Origin of the sequence: Nonomuraea roseoviolacea subsp. carminata (assembly GCF_024172185.1) — a bacterium.
Classification (GTDB): domain Bacteria; phylum Actinomycetota; class Actinomycetes; order Streptosporangiales; family Streptosporangiaceae; genus Nonomuraea; species Nonomuraea roseoviolacea.
Map to the genome: position 1 here is coordinate 1,266,697 of NZ_JAMZEC010000001.1, position 17,547 is coordinate 1,284,243.

The 17,547-nt window shown below is 74.0% G+C and carries 14 protein-coding genes and 2 pseudogenes; 2 read left to right on the forward strand and 14 right to left on the reverse strand.

Features of this window, described 5'->3' with window-relative positions; translation table 11 throughout:
- Positions 1–87 precede the first annotated feature (87 nt).
- The gene (locus tag HD595_RS05790) at positions 88–2,064 is read left to right on the forward strand and encodes a serine/threonine-protein kinase (RefSeq protein ID WP_253766315.1); all 1,977 of its coding nucleotides are present in this window, start codon (positions 88–90) and stop codon (positions 2,062–2,064) included.
- A gap of 224 nt (positions 2,065–2,288) precedes the next feature.
- Here the strand turns inward: HD595_RS05790 and HD595_RS05795 are convergent, their stop codons facing one another.
- Positions 2,289–3,827 carry an aldehyde dehydrogenase (NADP(+)) gene (locus HD595_RS05795; RefSeq protein WP_253766317.1) on the reverse strand — a complete coding sequence of 513 codons (1,539 nt, stop codon included), beginning with the start codon at positions 3,825–3,827 and terminating at the stop codon, positions 2,289–2,291.
- Positions 3,828–3,861: 34 nt separating this feature from the next.
- A complete protein-coding gene (locus HD595_RS46620; RefSeq protein WP_253766319.1) occupies positions 3,862–5,397 on the reverse strand; it encodes an FAD/NAD(P)-dependent oxidoreductase in 1,536 nt (511 codons plus the stop codon).
- 10 nt (positions 5,398–5,407) lie between these two features.
- Between HD595_RS46620 and HD595_RS05805 the strand changes: the two are divergent.
- Positions 5,408–5,524 (forward strand): annotated as a pseudogene (locus HD595_RS05805) (pentapeptide repeat-containing protein); the annotation flags it as partial.
- Positions 5,525–5,644: 120 nt separating this feature from the next.
- On the opposite strand, the pseudogene HD595_RS05810 reads toward HD595_RS05805, so the two are convergent.
- The 12 genes and pseudogenes from HD595_RS05810 to HD595_RS05865 form a co-directional block, all read right to left on the reverse strand.
- A pseudogene (locus HD595_RS05810) lies at positions 5,645–5,803 on the reverse strand (2Fe-2S iron-sulfur cluster-binding protein); the annotation flags it as partial.
- An 8-nt stretch (positions 5,804–5,811) separates the two neighbouring features.
- Entirely contained in the window at positions 5,812–7,014 is a 1,203-nt protein-coding gene (locus HD595_RS05815) for an NAD(P)/FAD-dependent oxidoreductase (RefSeq protein WP_253766321.1), read from the reverse strand.
- Positions 7,011–7,694 carry a GntR family transcriptional regulator gene (locus HD595_RS05820; protein ID WP_253766323.1) on the reverse strand — a complete coding sequence of 228 codons (684 nt, stop codon included), beginning with the start codon at positions 7,692–7,694 and terminating at the stop codon, positions 7,011–7,013. Before HD595_RS05820 ends, HD595_RS05815 begins: the two co-directional genes overlap by 4 nt.
- A complete protein-coding gene (locus tag HD595_RS05825) occupies positions 7,691–8,644 on the reverse strand; it encodes a proline racemase family protein (RefSeq protein WP_420540751.1) in 954 nt (317 codons plus the stop codon). The genes HD595_RS05820 and HD595_RS05825 overlap by 4 nt, the downstream gene beginning before the upstream one ends.
- A gap of 44 nt (positions 8,645–8,688) precedes the next feature.
- Positions 8,689–9,594 carry a dihydrodipicolinate synthase family protein gene (locus HD595_RS05830; RefSeq protein WP_253766327.1) on the reverse strand — a complete coding sequence of 302 codons (906 nt, stop codon included), beginning with the start codon at positions 9,592–9,594 and terminating at the stop codon, positions 8,689–8,691.
- A gap of 35 nt (positions 9,595–9,629) precedes the next feature.
- Entirely contained in the window at positions 9,630–10,982 is a 1,353-nt protein-coding gene (locus tag HD595_RS05835; protein WP_253766329.1) for an aminopeptidase P family protein, read from the reverse strand.
- A complete protein-coding gene (locus HD595_RS05840) occupies positions 10,975–12,267 on the reverse strand; it encodes an alpha/beta fold hydrolase (protein ID WP_253766331.1) in 1,293 nt (430 codons plus the stop codon). The genes HD595_RS05835 and HD595_RS05840 overlap by 8 nt, the downstream gene beginning before the upstream one ends.
- On the reverse strand, positions 12,264–13,085 hold the full coding sequence (locus HD595_RS05845) for an ABC transporter ATP-binding protein (protein ID WP_308211106.1): 822 nt from the start codon (positions 13,083–13,085) through the stop codon (positions 12,264–12,266). Before HD595_RS05845 ends, HD595_RS05840 begins: the two co-directional genes overlap by 4 nt.
- The gene (locus tag HD595_RS05850) at positions 13,082–13,882 is read right to left on the reverse strand and encodes an ABC transporter ATP-binding protein (RefSeq protein ID WP_253766333.1); all 801 of its coding nucleotides are present in this window, start codon (positions 13,880–13,882) and stop codon (positions 13,082–13,084) included. Before HD595_RS05850 ends, HD595_RS05845 begins: the two co-directional genes overlap by 4 nt.
- Positions 13,879–14,868 carry an ABC transporter permease gene (locus HD595_RS05855; protein WP_253766335.1) on the reverse strand — a complete coding sequence of 330 codons (990 nt, stop codon included), beginning with the start codon at positions 14,866–14,868 and terminating at the stop codon, positions 13,879–13,881. Before HD595_RS05855 ends, HD595_RS05850 begins: the two co-directional genes overlap by 4 nt.
- Positions 14,868–15,824 (reverse strand): ABC transporter permease, encoded by a 957-nt coding sequence (locus tag HD595_RS05860; protein ID WP_253766337.1) that lies wholly within the window; start codon positions 15,822–15,824, stop codon positions 14,868–14,870. Before HD595_RS05860 ends, HD595_RS05855 begins: the two co-directional genes overlap by 1 nt.
- Positions 15,825–15,831: 7 nt before the next feature.
- Positions 15,832–17,517 (reverse strand): ABC transporter substrate-binding protein, encoded by a 1,686-nt coding sequence (locus tag HD595_RS05865; protein ID WP_253766339.1) that lies wholly within the window; start codon positions 17,515–17,517, stop codon positions 15,832–15,834.
- Positions 17,518–17,547 lie beyond the last annotated feature (30 nt).

Sequence of the window (17,547 nt, forward strand, 5' to 3'; positions counted from 1 at the left end):
GGAAAGGCCCGGAGCCGCCCGAAAAGGCGCGAGCACGCTCACGCGACGGCGGCGGGCCCGGGACGGCTCACGTGATGGGGGTTGAACGTGGTCCCTGGGTACCGGGAAGTGCGCCAGCTCGGCGCCGGTCACACCGGTCGCGTGTTCCTCGCCACCTACGAGACCACCGGCGCCTACGTGGCGATCAAGTACCTGAACGCCACCCTGCGCAGGGACGCCGAGTTCATGGAGCGCTTCCGGGCCGACGCCGCGTCCCTCGTCGAGATCGACGACCCCCACGTGGTCCGGCTGCACGAGTACGTCGAGACGCCCGGCCGGGCGGCCCTGGTGATGGAGCTGGTCGACGGCGTCTCGCTGCGCGCCCTGCTGACCGAGCACGGCCACGCGAGCCCGGAGGCCGCGCTGGTCGTGCTCAAGGGCACCCTGCTGGCCCTCGCGGCGGCGCACGAGCGCGGGGTGGCGCACCGGGACGTCAAGCCGGAGAACGTCCTCGTCCAGGCCGACGGCACGGCCAAGCTGGGCGACTTCGGCGTCGTGGTCCACGCCGAGGAGCCGGGCGTGCCCGCCGGGAGCCCGCCGTACATGGCGCCGGAGCTCTGGACACGCGGCGCCGCCGGGCCGCCCGCCGACCTGTACGCGGCGGCGTGCCTGCTGTTCGAGACCGTGAAGGGACGACCGCCGTTCCGGACCGGCGGCGTGACGGAGCTGCGCGGTGTGGCGGAGCCCGGCGGCGTGGCGGGGCCGGGCGGCGTGGCGGGGCCGGGCGGTGTGGCGGCGCTGCGCGGGCTGCACCTGGAGGAGCCGGTGCCGCTGGAGGTCGTGCCGGACGCGCTGCGCGGCCTGCTGCGGCGCGGTCTGGCCAAGGACCCGGCCGAGAGGTACGCGTCGGCGCGGCGGTTCGCGGCCGAGCTGGAGCAGGACGCGGTCGCGGGCTACGGCCCGGACTGGGAGCAGCGGGGCCGCCGCCACCTCGCGGAACTGGCCACGCTGCTGGCGCTCCGTTTCCCGCTGGCCCCCTCCGGCGCCGCCACCGGGTCCCGCACATCGCTGCGGGACCGGCTGCTCCGCGACCGGCTGCTGAGGGTGCCGAAGCTGCCGCCCCACCTGTGGATCGCGGGCGCGGCCGTGACCGCCATGGCCGTCGCGATCGTGGTGTCGGGCGGCCGGCTGGACCGCGATCCGGGCACGGTGCTGATGCCTCAGCCGCAGGAACCGGGACGGTCCGCCGCCGGCGACCCCACGAACCCGCGACGATCCACGACCGGGGACCCCGCGAACCCGCGACGGTCCACGACCGGGGACCCCACGGACCCGGCGCGCCCGGGCGCGACCGCCACGCGCGGCCCGGCCGCGCCCGCCTCCTCGCGCCCGGCCACGTCGGGTCCCGTCGCGCCCGTCCCGGCCTCCTCGAAGCCCGTCCCCTCCGGGTGGGTCTCCTCGGGGCCGCCCGCGCCGACCTCGTCGTCCGCCGTCACCGCGCCGACGGGCCGCCAAGGGGCGGGTTCGCCGGTGGTCCGCTCCGCCGGCATCGTGCGGTGGAGCGGGTCGGCGGGATCGGTTCGGGTCTCGGCCGACGGCACGGGGCCCGTACGGCTGCGCATCGCGTACACGCGGCGCGACGGGGACGGGCCGGCCCGTACGATCGCCCGGGAGACGCGCACGCTGACCGGCGGCACCGTGTACACCAGCGGGGTGCTGCGCGACCTCGGCGACGTGCCGTGCGGCACGCGGGCGCACTTCGGCCTCATGGTGGCGACCGAGCCCGCGGCCGACAACGGGCCGCAGATCAGCGAGGTGGAGGTGGACGGCGGCCCCTGCCTGTCGCCGACGCCCACCCCGCCCGCCACGACGGGAGCTCCGACGCCGACATCCGGCCCGGCCGCCGCGCCGCCGAGCCCGCACGTCGGCGTCCGCACGGAGCCGGACGTCGGCGTCCCGGCGGAGCCGGACGGCCTCGTCACCGAGGACGCGGGCCGCCCAGCCGAGCCACCCCGCCCCCTCACCGACGAGCCCGCCGAGCCGGACGGGCCCGGCGACCTGGGCGACCCCGGTGACTTCACCTAGCCACCCCGCCCCCTCACCGACGAACCCTCCGGTTCTTCCGAACCCGACGTTCCCGGCGACTTCACCCGACCGACCAGCCTCCTGACCGGCGACTCCGCCGGCGTCGAGGGCTCCTCTCCGGCGATCCACCCGTCCTGGAGCCCCCGCCCGTCCCGCGCGAGGTGCGCGTGCTCCCGATCAGGCGAGGACAGGACGGTCGAAGAAGGGAGCCCCCGAGGGGTCGCCTACGCCGGCACGTGGACGCCGTCGACCGTGCGGGGAACGCCCAGCGGGTTGGCTTCGCGCAGCTCCGGCGGAAGCAGGGCGTCCGGGGTGTTCTGGAAGCAGACCGGCCGCAGCCAGCGCTCGATCGCGGTGCTGCCCACCGACGTGGAGGCGCTGGTCGAGGCCGGGTAGGGGCCGCCGTGCTGCATGGCCGGGGCGACCGTCACGCCCGTGGGCCAGCCGTCCACGACGACGCGCCCGGCCAGCCCGCTCAACCTGGCCACCAGGTGGGCCGCGTCCCCGTCCTCGCCCTCGTCCGCCGCGAGGTGCGCGGTGGCCGTGAGGTTGCCGGGCAGGGCGTCCAGCACCGCGTCACGCTCCTCGGCCGAGCCGTAGCGGGCCAGGACGGTGACCGGCCCGAAGCACTCCTCCAGCAGCTCCTCGTGCTCCCCGCCGCCGGCGAGCAGCGCCGCGCCCACGGTCAGCATGCCGGGCCGCACCGCGAGCGGCGCCTCCCCGTCGCCGTCCGCCTCGCCGGCCGCCAGGACCTCCCGTACGCCGGGCAGCGCGGCCCGCTCGCGGACCCCGGCCAGGAACGCCTCCCGCATGCGCGGGTCGAGCAGCGGACCGGAAGGCACCGCGGCCGACACGGCGGCCTCGACGACGGCGTCGCCCGCCGGGCCCTCGGGGAGGAGCACGAGGCCGGGCTTGACGCAGAACTGGCCGAACCCCAGGGTGTAGGCGGCGGCCAGGCCCGCCCCGATCTCCGCGGCCCGTGTCTCGGCCGCGCGCTCCGTCACCACCACCGGGTTGAGGCTGCCCAGCTCGCCGTGGAACGGGATCGGCCGGGGCCGCGAGCAGGCGATGTCGTACAGGGCCCGGCCGCCGCGCACCGACCCGGTGAAGCCCACCGCCGCCGTCAGCGGGTGGCGTACCAGCTCGGGCCCGGCGTCGAAGCCGTGGACCAGGCCCACCACGTCCTCCGGCAGCCCGGCCTTGACCGCCGCCGCGCGCAGGAGCCGGGCGCACAGGACGCTGGTGGCCGGATGGTCCGGGTGCGCCTTGACCACGACGGGGCAGCCCGCGGCCAGCGCGCTCGCGGTGTCGCCGCCGGGCACGCTGAAGGCCAGCGGGAAGTTGCTCGCGGCGAAGACCGCGACCACGCCCAGCGGCACCTTGTAGCGCCGCAGGTCGGGCCTGGGCGCGGGCTTGGCGTCCGGGTCGGCGTGGTCGATGATCACGTCGAGGTGGGCGCCGGACTCGGCCACGTCCGCGAAGGCACGCAACTGGTAGCAGGTGCGCGCGAGCTCGCCGGTCAGGCGCGGACGGCCGAGCGCGGACTCCGCGTCGGCGGTCGCGACGATCTCCTCGGCGGCGTCCTCCAGGAGCGCGGCGGCGGTGCGGAGCAGGGCGGCGCGCGCGGCGCGGTCCGCGAGGGCCTCCGTCGCGGCGGCCGCCGCGCGCACCGCCCGGTCGACGTCCTGGGGTGTCGACTCCGTCGCGACGCGCTCGCGGGGCTCCCCGGTACGCGGGTCCACGCTCAGCACGGCGTTGGCCATCTCGTCCTCTTTCCTGGTCTGTCGTGTCGCTGTGTCACTGATCGGGTGAGAGGTGTGAGCGGTCGAGCGCGGCCAGCTCGCCCAGGGTCACCGGGGCCGCCAGGCTGCGGCTGGACAGCGGGCGCAGGTCCTCGGCGGTGGTCTCGCGGCGGTTCAGGCAGGCCGCGATGCCCGCGGTGGCGAAGCCGCACACCCGTCCCTGGCACCAGCCCATGCCCGGCCTGGCCAGCATCTTCAGGGTGCGCGGGTCGTGGGCGCCGAGCTCGTCGTGCGCCCGGCGGAGGTCGCCGTAGGAGACCTCCTCGCACCGGCAGACGAGCGTGCGCTCCTCCAGCCATTCCGTCCAGGCGCCCGGCACGGGGTACGTCCGGTGCATGGCCGCCGCGAACCGGCGTCCGCGGCCGATCGCCGCCCGCAGCCGGCCCATCAGGCCCGGTACGGCCGGGCGGCCGAGCGAGCGCGCGAGGGCGAGGGCGCTGAGGCGGCCCTCCTGCGTGGCCAGGACGGCGCCGCCCACCCCGGTCGCCTCCCCGGCGACGTACACGCCTTCGACGCTGCTGCGCTGGAAGCCGTCCACGGCCACGACGAGGGAGCCGTCGACGTCCTTCCTGGTGTCGGCGCCGAGCATGAGCGCGAGTTCGAGCGACGGGGTGAAGCCCCAGCCGAGGGCGACGAGGTCGGCCGCGATCTCCTTGACCGGTCCGGCCGGGCGGCCGTCCCGGTCGACGCGGCTGATCCGCACCGCCTCGACCCTGTCCTGGCCGAGGATCCGGGTGACCACGGTCCTGGTGCGGTACGGGATGCGATGGCGGGCCATCAGCGCCGCGTACTGCGCCGCCTCGACGGCCTTGCCCGGGACGGAGGCGGCCCCCACAGGGTCGCGCAGCCAGCCGAGCGTGCCGTTGGCCTCGGCGACGGCCTCGACGGACGCCCCGGCCCGCGCGAGGCCGGTGGCGACCGGCAGCAGGAACGGCCCGGTGCCGGCGACCACGGCGCGCCTGCCCGCGAGCACGCGATGACCCTTGAGCAGGGCCTGCACTCCCCCGGCGGTCATCACGCCGGGCAGGTCCCAGCCGGGCACGGGCAGTTGCCGGTCGTACCCGCCGGTGCAGAGGATCAGCGCCCGGGCCGTGATCTCCCCGGCCGCGTCCGGCGCGGAGCCGCCCGAGGCCGAGGAGGTCGCGAAGGTCTTCGAGGATTCACCCGCGCCGGAGGCCGAGGTGGTCTCCGGGGTTTCACCCGCGCCGGAGGGCGTGGTGCGGAGGGTGAACGTGCCGGACTCGTCCCGGGTGACCAGGTAGACCTGGCGGCCGGGCAGGTAGCGGATGCGGCCGGCTGCGCGAGCCGCGCGCAGGCGCTCGCGGAGCCCGGCGAACACCGGCCAGCCGTGGTGGCCGGCCCGGTCGTCCGGCCGGGCGTGCCGCTCGTCGTAGTGCCGCCAGTACTGGCCGCCGGGCTGTGCGGCGCCGTCCACCAGCGCCACCTGGAGCCCGGCCTCGGCCGCCTCGACGGCGGCGGCCAGACCCGCCGGACCGGCGCCGACCACGGCGACGTCATGCGTCTGCGCCACGGTCACCTCCTTGAGAAGCGTCACGCGAGCCGCCGCCCCGCGACTCGTCGCCCTGCGGGGAGCCGTCCTGCGGGGAGCCGTCCTGCGGGGAGCCGTCCTGCGGGGAGCCGTCCTGCGGGGAGCCGTCCTGCGGGGAGCCGTCCTGCGGGGAGCCGTCCTGCGGGGAGCCGTCCTGCGGGGAGTCGCCGAGTCGCATGCCGTCGGCGGCCGGGACCAGGCAGGCGCGCCGGTCCGGCACCCCGTCGATCGTGATCAGGCAGTCGAAGCAGACGCCGATGCCGCAGAACAGCCCGCGCGGCCGGCCCTCCTTGCGGGTGGTGCGCCAGTCGAGGATCCCCGCCGCGACCAGGGCGGCGCCGACGCTCTGGCCGGGCTCCGCGGTGACGGCGGCCCCTCGGAAGGTCATCCGGTACGTCACCGGGGCACCTCCTCTGTGTCCGGACCGGCGTCCGGGAAGCGGTCGGGGGCGAACGGCTTGAGGTCGAGGTCGGGGGCGCGCCCCGTGAGGGCCTGCGCGACCAGCTTGCCGGTGCCGGCGGACAGCCCGATGCCGGCGCCCTCGTGGCCGCAGGCGTGCCACAGGCCGGGCGCGCGCGGGTCGGGCCCGATGACGGGCAGGTGGTCCGGGCAGTACGGCCGGAAGCCGAGGTAGGTGCGCATGGCGCGGACCTCGCGCAGCATCGGGAACAGCGCGATCGCCTTGGCGGCGAGGGCGCTGATCGCCTCGACGGACACCGTGCGGTCGAAGCCGACGCGCTCCCGGGAGGCGCCGATGAGGATCGTGCCGCTGTCGGTGCCCTCGACCACGGGTGAGGTCTGGAGGGCGGCGTCGGAGCTGGCCACGTCGCCCACGTACTCGGCGGCGTACACCTTGTGCCGGATCGTGCGAGGCGGCATGGGCTGGGTGACCAGGATGAACCCGCGCCGGGGCAGCACGGGGACGCGCACGCCGGCCAGGCCGGCCACGGCGCCGGCCCACGTGCCGGCCGCGTTGAGCACGGCCCCGGAGGGGAGGTCGCCGCCGGTGGTGCGCACGCCGGTCACCCGGTCGCCGTCGCGCAGGAACCCCGTCACCTCGGTGCCGGTGCGCACCTCCGCCCCGAGGCCCCGGGCCAGGCGGAGCAGATGGGCCACCACCAGCATGGGCTGGACCTGGGCGTCCTGCGGGTAGAAGGCCGCCCCGGCGAGCTCCGGCGACAGGTGCGGCTCGTAGTCGCGCAGCTCGTCGCGCCCGACGTCGCGCACCTCGACGCCGTGCCGGCGCTGGTGGTCGCCGAGCCCGCGCAGCGCCGCCACGGTCGGCTCCGAGGCGGCGACGACCAGGCCGCCCTTGGCCTCGAACTCCCACAGCGCGGCGTGCTCGGCGAGGTCCTCGCGCCACACCCGCTGCGAGTACAGGGCCAGGTCGAGCTCGGGGCCGGCCTCCTTGTCGGAGACGAGCAGGTTGCCCTCCCCGGCGCTGGAGGTGCCCCCGGCGATGGCGCCGCGCTCGACGACGACCACCCGCAGCCCGGCGAGGGCGGCGAAGTAGGCGCTCGCCGCTCCGACCACGCCGGCGCCGACGACGACGAGGTCGGCGCCGGCGGAGTGCCCGGACCGCCCGGCCGCCGGGGTCATGTCGTCCCCTCGGAGCCGCCCGCCCACAGTCCGCGGACGTGGCCGATGTGGCGGTGCATCATCAGCTCGGCCCCGACCGGGTCGCGGGCCTGGATGAAGTCGAGCAGCTCGTGGTGCTCGGCGGCCGAGCGGCCCAGCCGGCCGCTCTGCAGCAGCGGGGTCAGGCCGAGCAGCCGGGTCCGCGAGCGCAGGCCGGACACGACCTCGACCAGCACCGGGTTGCCGCTGTAGCCGAGCAGGGTCAGGTGGAAGACGTGGTCCGCCTCGACGTAGCCGACCAGGTCGCCGCGCTCGGCGGCGTCCACGATGTCCTGGGCGAGCCCGCGCAGCGCGGGGAGGTCGTCGTCCGGGATGGCGCGCACGCTCTCCCGCACCGCCGGCGGCTCGATCAGCAGCCGTACGGCGGCCAGGTTGTCGAGGTCCTCCTCCGATACCTCCGTCACCCGGAATCCCTTGTTCGGCTGCGGGACGACCAGCCCCTCCTTGACGAGGTCGAGCATGGCCTCCCGCACGGGTGTGGCCGAGACGCCGAACTGCGTGCCGAGCGCCGGCGCCGAGTAGACGACGCCGGGCTCCAGCTCGCCGGAGATGATCGCGGCGCGCAGCGCGGCCCGGATCCGGTCCCGGAGGTTCTCTCGGGGACCGACGCCGGGCAGCTCCGGGACCGGGGACAGGCTCACAGCAGGAACCCCGCGGGGAACGGGTCGGAGGGGTCGAGGTGGAACTGCGAGGTGCCGGTGACCCAGGCGCGGCCGGTGATCGACGGCAGCACCGCGGGCAGACCGCCGACCGTGGTCTCGCCGAGCAGCCGGCCGGTGAAGCGCGTGCCGATGAACGACTCGTTGACGAAGTCCTCGCCGATCGCCAGCTCGCCCCGCGCGTGGAGCTGCGCCATGCGGGCGCTGGTGCCGGTGCCGCACGGCGAGCGGTCGAACCAGCCGGGGTGGATCGCCATGGCGTGCCGGGACAGCTTCGCCGTGGAGCCGGGCGCCTTGAGGTAGACGTGGTGGCACCCGTTGATGTCGGCGCGCTCGGGGTGGACCGGGCGGTCGTGCTCGTTGACGGCGTCCATGACGGCGAGCCCGGCGGCCAGCAGGTCGCCCGCGCGCGAGCGGTCGAACGGCAGGCCGAGGTCCGCCAGCTCGACGACGGCGTAGAAGTTGCCGCCGAAGGCGAGGTCGTAGCCCACCTCGCCGTAGCCGGGGACCTCGACCTTGCGGTCCAGCGCGTACGAGAACGACGGCACGTTCTCGATGGTGACCGAGGTCGCCGCGCCGTCCTCGACCGCCACGGACGCGACGACGAGCCCGGCCGGGGTGTCGAGCCTGATCGTGGTGACCGGCTCCACCACGGGCACCATGCCGGTCTCGACCAGGACGGTGGCGACGCCGATGGTGCCGTGCCCGCACATCGGCAGCAGCCCGGAGACCTCGATGAACAGCACGCCGTAGTCGGCGTCGGGGCGGGTGGGCGGCTGCAGGATCGCCCCGCTCATCGCGCCGTGGCCGCGCGGCTCGTACATGAGCAGCGTGCGCACGTCGTCGCTGTTGTCCATGAACCACTGCCGGCGCTCGGCCATGGTGGCGCCGGGGATCACGCCCACGCCGCCGACGATCACCCGGGTGGGCATGCCCTCCGTGTGGGAGTCGACGGCGTGGAAGGTGCGGCGGGATCTCACTTGTAGCCCTTGCGGATGACCGCCTCGGTGTCGGCGGTGATGCGGGCGGTCAGCTCGGGCGACAGCGGCAGGCGCGGCGGCCGGCAGACGCCGCCCTTGAGCCCGGCGAGGTCCATCGACAGCTTGATCGACTGGACGAACTCGGTCTTGGAGTCCCAGCGCAGCAGCGGGTGCAGGTCGCGGTAGATCCGCCCGGCCTCGGCCAGGTCGGCGGGGTCGCCGGAGGTGGCCAGCCGGTAGAGGCGGACCGTGGCCTCGGGGATCATGTTCGGGTAGCCGGCGATCCAGCCGACCGCCCCGGCGATGCCCAGTTCGAGCAGCACGTCGTCGGCGCCGACGAGCAGGTCCAGGCCGGGCGCGAGCTCGGCGATCTGGTAGGCCCTGCGCACGTCGCCGGTGAACTCCTTGACCGCGACGATCAGGCCCTCGTGGAACAGCTCGGCCAGCAGGTCGGGGGCCAGGTCGACCTTGGTGTCGATGGGGTTGTTGTAGGCGACGACGGGCAGCCCGGCCTTGGCGACCTCGCGGTAGTGGTGGACCACGGCCTCGCGCTCGGCCCGGTAGGCGTTCGGCGGGAGCAGGAGCACGGAGGTGGCCCCGGCCTCGGCCGCCTGCTCGGCCCAGCGGCGGGCCTCCAGCGCGCCGTACGCGGCGACGCCCGGCATGACGCCGAACCCGGCGGGGGCGGCCTGGACGGCGGTCTCGACGACGCGGGCCCGCTCCTCGGCGGTGAGGGTCTGGTACTCGCCGAGCGACCCGTTGGGCGTCACGCCGTCGCAGCCGCCGGCGGCGAGGAAGCGCACGTGGTCGGCGAACGCGTCGTAGTCGACGGACAAATCGTCGGTGAAGGGCAGGGCCGACGCGACGTGGATGCCGCGCCAGGGCGTGGCGGCGGTGGTCATGCTGAGGTCTCCTCTGTCGGGGGATTCCGAGATTATCAGTGCAATGTCACATTTTCTACCACGGCCGCCATCCATTTCTCCAGCTCACCGGCGGCGAGGGGCAGCGCGCCTGACAACACCTCGGCGCCCGTCTCCGTCACCAGGAGGTCGTCCTCGATGCGCACGCCGATGCCGCGCAGCTCGGGCGGCACGGTCAGGTCGTGGGCGTGGAAGTACAGCCCCGGCTCGACGGTGAGGACCATGCCGGGGGCCATGGCCGCGTCCTGGTAGGCCTCGGGGGTGGAGCGGGCGCAGTCGTGGACGTCGAGGCCGAGGTGGTGGCCGATGCCGCACACCAGGTAGCGGCGGTGGTGCTGGCCGGTGTCGGACAGCGCCTCGTCCACGGAGACGGGCAGCAGCCCCCAGTCGGCCAGGCCGTGCGCGATGACCTCCATGGCGGCGTGGTGGAAGTCGGTGAAGCGGCGGCCGGGGGCCACGGCCGCGAGCCCGGCGCGGTGCGCCCGCTCCACGAGGTCGTGCACCTGCCGCTGGACCGGGGAGAACGTCCCGGAGGCCGGGAAGGTCCTGGTCACGTCGGCGGTGTAGTAGGAGGTGGTCTCCACGCCCATGTCGAGCAGCAGCAGCTCGTCGGGCAGCACGGGGCCGTCGCAGCGCACCCAGTGCAGGGTGGGCGCGTGCCGGCCGCTGCCGACGATGGTGGCGTAGCCGGGGCCGTTGCCGTAGGCGCGGGCGTGACGGTCGAAGGTGCCCTGAAGCCACCGCTCGCCGGGCCCCGCCACGGCCGCGGGAATCTCGCGGATGACGGCGGCGAACCCCTCGACCGTGCGATCCACCGCCTCGCGGAGCTGCCCGACCTCCCACTCGTCCTTGTACATGCGCAGCTCGGCCAGCGTGCGGCCGGTCTCCTCGTCCAGGCCCGCCGGGTCCAGGCCGAGCTCCGCGAGCTCGGCCAGCGGCCGGACCGGGACGCCGAGGGCCCGCGCCCAGTCGTCGAGGCCCGGCGCGGCCCCGACCCACAGCTCGCCGTACCTGGCGTCGGTGAAGAACGCCGGGTCGCCCGGGTAGGCGGGCGGCGGCAGGTAGAGGGTGGCGTCGGCGCCGCGCAGCACCACCACGGCGTTCTCGACCGGGCAGCCGGTCAGCCAGAAGAAGTCGCTGTCCGGCCGGAAGTCGTAGGCCGTGTCGTTGCTGCGGACGGGCGCCTCGCCCGCGCCCAGCACGAGGGTCCGGCCGGGCAGCGCCTCGGCCAGCCTGGCCCGGTGCTCGGCCGCGGCCCGGGCGGCGCCCGGGACGACCGGCGGGGTCCGGTCGGGGGTGCCCCAGCCGGTGTCCATGTACGCGGTGAACGCGGGGACCTCGGAAAGCTTCGGGGGCCTGCCGTCACGCATCGGTGATCTCTCCTCCCATGTCGCGGATCATCTCGCCCAGCCGGTCGAAGACGCGGGGGTCGGAGATGCCGTCGTGTTCGTACTCGTTGGTGATCCAGCAGCGGGTGTTGCCGGTCCGGGAGGCCGTGTCCAGTTGCAGGCCGGCGTCCACGAACATGTCGTCGTGGTAGACGGCCGCGGCGACCGGCACCTCGTTGGCGGCCAGCCGGTCGGGGTCGTACAGCGGCGGCCACTCCTCGCGGGCGGCCATCACCTCGGCCGCGCCCCGGAACGGGCGCAGCTCGGCGATCTCCTCGAACATCCAGGGGTAGATCATCTCGCCGGTGAACAGCAGCGGCCTGGCGTCCTCGGCGAAGGCCGGGTGCCGGGGCCGCTCGGCCTGCGCGGCCCACGCGGTCGCGCCCGGGCCGTGCCCGTAGATGCTCTCCTGCAGCGCCGCGAACAGCGGGTTGTCGCTGTAGGAGGTGCGCGCCAGCACCTGGTGCAGGAACGTCGCCGACAGCTCGCCGCCGTTGAACGCCTCGTCGAGCAGGTAGTGCAGGCGCTCGTAGCCGGGCTTCATGCCGAGGTCGATGCCGAGCGACTGGAAGCGCCGCACGGTGAGCGCGTCGCCGTCGGGGAGCCGCACGTCGCCGGCCGCGAGCCGGTCGGCGACGCGGCCGGCGAGTTCGACGTGCTGCGGGTAGCGCCGGTAGAACTCCCTGTTCTTGGCCTCGACCCGGGGATAGGTCCGCCGGTACACCTCGGCCGCCGACGGGTCGAGCCCGGGCAGCCCGCCCGTGACGCGGCAGGAGCGCAGGGCCTCCGGCGCGGCCGACAGGTACGTCAGCGTGAGGAAGCCGCCGTACGACTGGCCGATCGTGCTCCAGCGCCGGCCGCCGTAGACGCTCCCGCGCACGTGCTCGTGGTCGGCCACGATGGAGTCGGCGCGGAAGCAGGCGAGGAAGTCCGCGCCCTCCTCGGCGGTGGCGAACGCGCTCATGCGGCGGCCGTCGACGCGGGTGCTGCGGCCGGTGCCGCGCTGGTCCATCATGACGACCCGGTGCGTCTTCAGCGCCTGGCCGATCCACCCGTCGGGGGCGAGCGGGCGCGGGCCCTTCCCGCCCGGGCCGCCCTGCAGGTAGACCAGGCACGGCAGGTCCTCGCGGGCGCGGGCGGGATCGGTGATCTCGCGGAAGAAGACCTGGATCTCGCCGCGACCGGGGTCGGACCAGTCGAGCGGCACGGGGACGACGTGCTCGCGCACGTGCATGCCGGGGATGGTGTACGTCGCGGTGATGCTCACCGGGCGGCCCTCCTTCTGCGGTCCCATTCGGGGTTGATGCGGGGGATCGCGGCCAGCAGCGTCCTGGTGTAGGGGTCCTCCGGGGCCTTGAAGACCTCGTCGCACGGTCCCTGCTCCACGATCCTGCCCTTGTTCATGACGGCGACCCGCTGGGCGAGCTGCCGGACCACGGCCAGGTCGTGGGCGATGAAGATGTAGCTGAAGCCGCTCTCCCGCTGGAGCCGGCGCAGCAGCTCGATGATCTGCGCCTGGACGGAGACGTCGAGCGCCGAGACGGCCTCGTCGCAGATCACCAGCTTGGGGTCGACGGCCAGGGCGCGGGCGATGCCGATGCGCTGCGCCTGCCCGCCGGAGAACTGCGCCGGGTAGCGGTGCGCGTGGTCGGGGTTGAGGCCGACCCGTTCCATCAGCTCGCGGGTGTACGCCCGGCGGCCGCCCTTCGGCGCGATGCCCTGGTAGTCCAGCGGCGCCATGAGGATGCGCTCGACGGTGTGCCGCGGGTTGAGCGAGGAGAACGGGTCCTGGAAGACGACCTGCACCTTGGCGCGGTAGCGGGCGAGCCGGGCACCGGCGGCGTGCGTGATGTCCTCGCCGTCGAACTCCAGGGTGCCGGAGGTCGGCTCCATGAGCCTGGCGACGATGCGCGCGCTGGTGGACTTGCCGCACCCGGACTCGCCCACGACGGCCAGCGTCTCGCCGAGCCGCACGTCGAAGCTGACGCCGTCCACCGCGGTGAACTCGTTCCTGCGCCGGTACGGCCCGCGCGTGGTGAACCGCTTGGTCAGGTCGCGCACGCGCAGCAGGACGTCGTCACTCACAGGACCACCTCGTCGTCGATGCGCGGGATGCTCTCCAGCAGCATCCGCGTGTAGTCGTGGCGCGGGGCGGCGAAGACCTGCTCGGCCTCGCCGTACTCGACCTGCTCGCCGCGGCACATGACGAGCACGCGGGTGGCGATCGAGCTGATCACCGCCAGGTCGTGGGTGACGAACACCATGCCGGTGCCGCTGTCGCGCTGCAGGCCGGCCAGCAGGGTGAGGATCTGCGCCTGCACGGTCACGTCCAGGGCGGTGGTCGGCTCGTCGGCGATGAGCAGCGCCGGCGAGCACACCAGCGCCATCGCGATCATGACGCGCTGCCGCTGGCCGCCGGAGAACTGGTGGGGGTAGTAGCCGGCCCGCCGCTCGGGCTCGGGGATGCCGACCTGCGTCAGCGCCTCGACCACGACCCGGCGGGCCTCCTTGCGCGAGCACCGGCGGTGGGCCCGGTACATCTCCTCGATCTGCAGGCCGACCGTGTAGTACGGGTTCAGCGACGACAGCGGGTCCTGGAAGATCATCGAAGCCTGCTCGCCCCGGACCCGGCGCAGCTCCCGGTCCGGACGGCCGAGCAGCTCGACGCCGTCCAGCCGGATGCTGCCCTTCGTCGTGGCGCCGGGCGGCAGCAGGCCCATGACGGCCAGGCTGGTCATCGACTTGCCGGAGCCGGACTCGCCGACGATGCCGACGGTCTCGTTGCGTCCCACCGTGAACGACACGTCCTTGACCACGTCCACGGGGCCGCGGGTGGTCGGGAAGGTGACCGTGAGGTCCTCCACGACGAGCAGCTCGCTCATGACACCCTCACTCTCGGGTCGAGACCGGTGTAGAGGAGGTCCACGACGACGTTGCCGGCCATCACGAAGAACGCGGCCAGCAGGGTGACCGCCATGATGACCGGCTGGTCGTTCTTGGCGATCGAGTCGGCCGCCATCTTGCCGATGCCGTTGAGCCCGAACACGGTCTCGGTGATCAGCGCGCCGCCGAGCAGCGCGGCGAAGTCCATGCCGAAGATGGTGACGATCGGGGTCAGCGCGGGCCGCAGCGCGTGGCGGCGCATCGTGAGCGCCGGGCTCAGGCCCTTGGACCGCGCGGTGCGCATGAAGTTCTGCGCCAGCGTGTCGATGACGTTCGCCCTGGTCAGGCGGGCGTACAGGCAGGCGTAGCCGGTGGCGAGCACCAGCCACGGCATCAGGTACGACTGGAACCACAGGAGCGGGTCCTCGGAGAACGGCACCGCCGAGGGGAACGGCAGGATCTGCAGCTTGACCACGAGCACGTACTGCAGGGTCAGCGCGAGCACGTAGTTGGGGATGCTGGCGCCGCCGAGGGCCAGGCCCATGGCGGCGCGGTCCCACCAGGAGCCCTCCTTGACCGCGCTGAGCAGCCCGGCGGCGATGCCGACGATCAGCCACAGGACCGCCGCGCCCACCGCGACCGTGGCGCTGACCGGCAGCCGGTCCACGATCATCTGCGTCACCGACTGGCTGCTCTGGAACGAGTAGCCGAGGCAGGGCGCCGGGCAGTGGACGAGGTTCGGGCCGCTGCCGTAGTCGCGGCCGGCGACGAGCCCGCTCAGGTAGTCCCCCAACTGCGTGAGGAACGGCCGGTCGAGCCCCAGGGAGGCGCGGATCTGCGCGACGCGGTCGGGGGTGCAGGTCTTGCCGCAGATCATCAGCGCCGGGTCCGGCGACAGCTTGAAGAAGATCAGGTACGTGAACACGCAGACGAGCAGCAGCAGGACGACGAGCCCGGCCAGCCGGCCGGCGACGTAGCGGGCCATCAGGACGCCTCCCCCGCGTCCGACGCGGCCCGGATCCGGTCCCCGAGCACGGTCAGCGACAGCACCGTGAGGAACAGGAACAGTCCGGGCACCGCGAAGTACATGGGGTCGGTCGCGTACCAGCTCACCGCGCTGGAGATCATCTGCCCCCACGAGGGTGTCGGCGGGGTGACGCCCACCCCGAGGAACGACAGGCCGGCCTCGGTGCCGATGTAGCCGGGCACGGCCAGCGTCGTCATGACGATCAGCGAGTTGCGCAGGTTGGGCAGGATCTCCTTGAACACGATGGCGCCGGTGGAGGCGCCGGACGCGCGGGCGGCCTCGACGAACTCGCGGTTGACCAGCGTGAGCGTCTGCCCGCGCACCACGCGGGCGAGGTACGGCCACCCGAACACGGTGATCACCGTGACCAGCAGGACCGAGCGGTCACCCGTCGGCAGGGACGACAGGATCGCGATCATGAAGATCAGCGCGGGGAAGGCCATGAGGAAGTCCATGATCCGGGAGATGACCTGGTCGACCCAGCCCTGGTAGAACCCGGCGAGCAGGCCGAGCACCACGCCGAGCAGGGTGGTCAGCACGGTCGCCGAGATCGCGATCAGGAACGACACGCGGGCGCCGTAGGCGATGCGGGCCAGGATGTCGCGGCCGTTCTGCGGCTCCACGCCGAGCAGGTGGTCGGCGCTGACGCCGCCGAACGAGCCGCGCGGCAGGCCGCCGAGGTTGGTGTCGACGGCGGCGGGGTCGAAGTCGTTCGGCCCGTGCCCGGTGACGGCGGAGATCAGCGGCGCGCAGATCGCCATCAGCACGACCAGGCCGAGGAACACCGTGCTGAGGACGGCGCCCCGGTCGCGCAGCAGGGCGCGCGCGATCCGGCGCCCCTCCGTGGCGGGCGCGTCTCCCGCGCCCGCCAGGGGGTCCGCCATCGCTTCGTGCGAGGGTGCGGCGGTGGTCATGGTCGTCCTACTTGCTCGGGTCCTTGAGCGCGACCGAGACCAGGTCGATCCCGCCGGAGTACGAGTCGTGGAGGTAGGCGCCCGCGACGTTCTCGCCGATGACGGTCACGTTCTTCTCGTAGAGCAGGGGCACGACGGGGGCCTTCTCCATGATCTGCTTGTCGAGCCGGCCGTAGGCGGCGTTGGCGGCGTTGACGTCGGTCATCGCGGCGATCTCGTCGATCTTCTCGTTGATGGCCTCGTCGTTGATCTGGGCGAGGTTGGTGTTGCCCTTCTGGGCGATGTTGCGGCCGTCGAACAGCGGCGGCAGGAAGGTGGCGCCGGACGACCAGTCGGGGCACCAGCCGGTGAGGGCCGCGTCGTGCTGCCGGGCGGGCGTGCCGATCACCTCGTAGAAGGTGGACGTGTCCATGTTGTTGATCTTGACGTTGATGCCCAGCGGCTTCAGCGACTCCTGGATGGCGACGGCCATGCCCTGCTGGCGGGGCACCGGGCGCACGTCGAGGGTCAGGTCGAAGCCCTTGCCCTGGCCCGCCTCGGCGAGCAGCGCCTTGGCCTTGGCCGGGTCCGTCGGGTACGGGTCGTAGTCCAGCCGGCCGACGATGGTCGGCGGCTGGATCGCGCCGCCCTTGGTGGCCAGCGTCGTGCCGCCGTCGCCGGCGACCACGTTGTCCTTGTTGATCGCGTAGTTGATCGCCTGGCGGACCTTCACGTCGTCGAGCGGCTTCTTGGTGGTGTTCAGGCTCATGTACGTGGTGCAGCCCATGTAGCCGGACAGCGTGCGCGCCTTGTAGCGCGGGTCCTGGATGCGGGCCACGGTGGCCGGCTGGATCGCGCCCGCGATCGCGCTGGCGTCGGCGCCCTGCCCGGCGAGCATGCGCTCGTCGATGGTCGCGCCGTCGATCCCGAAGGTGATCTCGTAGGAGTCCGGCTTGGCGGCGCGGACGGTGTCGGTCGCGGCCTTCCAGTGCGGGTTGCGCACCAGCTTCAGCTTCGCGCCGCGCTGGTAGCTCTCCACCTTGTACGGGCCGGACGCGATCGGCTTGGCGTCGAACGCTCCGCCCGCGCCCGTGCCCTTGGGGAACGGCACGAAGTTGGGCTGCACGAGCGCGCTGGCGAAGTCGGCGAACGGCTTCTTCAGGTGGAAGACGATCGTCTTGGGGTCAGGGGTCTCGATCGTGTCGAGGTCGCCCGTGACGTACGGACCCTTGTAGTCCTTGGGCGCGTCGATGAGCAGCTTGGCGTAGGGCGAGCCGATGCCGGCGTCCGGGTCCCAGGCCCGCTCGACGCCGAACTTCATCGCCTCACTGGTGATCGGCGTGCCGTCCTCGAAGAAGATGTCGTCCTTGAGGGTGAACGTCCAGGTCTTGTTGCCGTCGGACGGGGTGCCGGTGCTGGTCGCGAGGTCGGGGACGACCTTCGTGCCCTCCTTGCCGGGACCCGCGCCGAACGTGGTCAGGCCCCGGTAGATGAGCCGGTAGAAGTTGTTGACGCCGCCGTCCCAGCCCCGGACCGGGTCCAGGTGGGAGTAGTCGGCGGTCTGCAGGACGTGGACGGTGCCGCCGGAGGCGGCGGCCTTGGCCTCGGAGCCCGAGGCCGCGGTGCCCTTCCCGCCGCTCCCGCCGCCGCCACACGCCGCGACCGCCAACGTGGTGAGCACCGAGACGCCGGCGAGGGCGGCCGATCTCCTCATTTCGCCTTCTTTCCTCTTGTTGCAGTTGCG

Bases quoted from the DNA above. Each gene is read 5' to 3' on its own strand.
- HD595_RS05795 (WP_253766317.1), bottom strand. From the start codon at position 3,827: ATGGCCAACGCCGTGCTGAGCGTGGACCCGCGTACCGGGGAGCCCCGC.
- HD595_RS05815 (WP_253766321.1), bottom strand. From the start codon at position 7,014: ATGACCCCGGCGGCCGGGCGGTCCGGGCACTCCGCCGGCGCCGACCTC.
- HD595_RS05825 (WP_420540751.1), bottom strand. From the start codon at position 8,644: ATGCCCACCCGGGTGATCGTCGGCGGCGTGGGCGTGATCCCCGGCGCC.
- HD595_RS05830 (WP_253766327.1), bottom strand. From the start codon at position 9,594: ATGACCACCGCCGCCACGCCCTGGCGCGGCATCCACGTCGCGTCGGCC.
- HD595_RS05835 (WP_253766329.1), bottom strand. From the start codon at position 10,982: ATGCGTGACGGCAGGCCCCCGAAGCTTTCCGAGGTCCCCGCGTTCACC.
- HD595_RS05850 (WP_253766333.1), bottom strand. From the start codon at position 13,882: ATGAGCGAGCTGCTCGTCGTGGAGGACCTCACGGTCACCTTCCCGACC.
- HD595_RS05855 (WP_253766335.1), bottom strand. From the start codon at position 14,868: ATGGCCCGCTACGTCGCCGGCCGGCTGGCCGGGCTCGTCGTCCTGCTG.
- HD595_RS05860 (WP_253766337.1), bottom strand. From the start codon at position 15,824: ATGACCACCGCCGCACCCTCGCACGAAGCGATGGCGGACCCCCTGGCG.
- HD595_RS05865 (WP_253766339.1), bottom strand. From the start codon at position 17,517: ATGAGGAGATCGGCCGCCCTCGCCGGCGTCTCGGTGCTCACCACGTTG.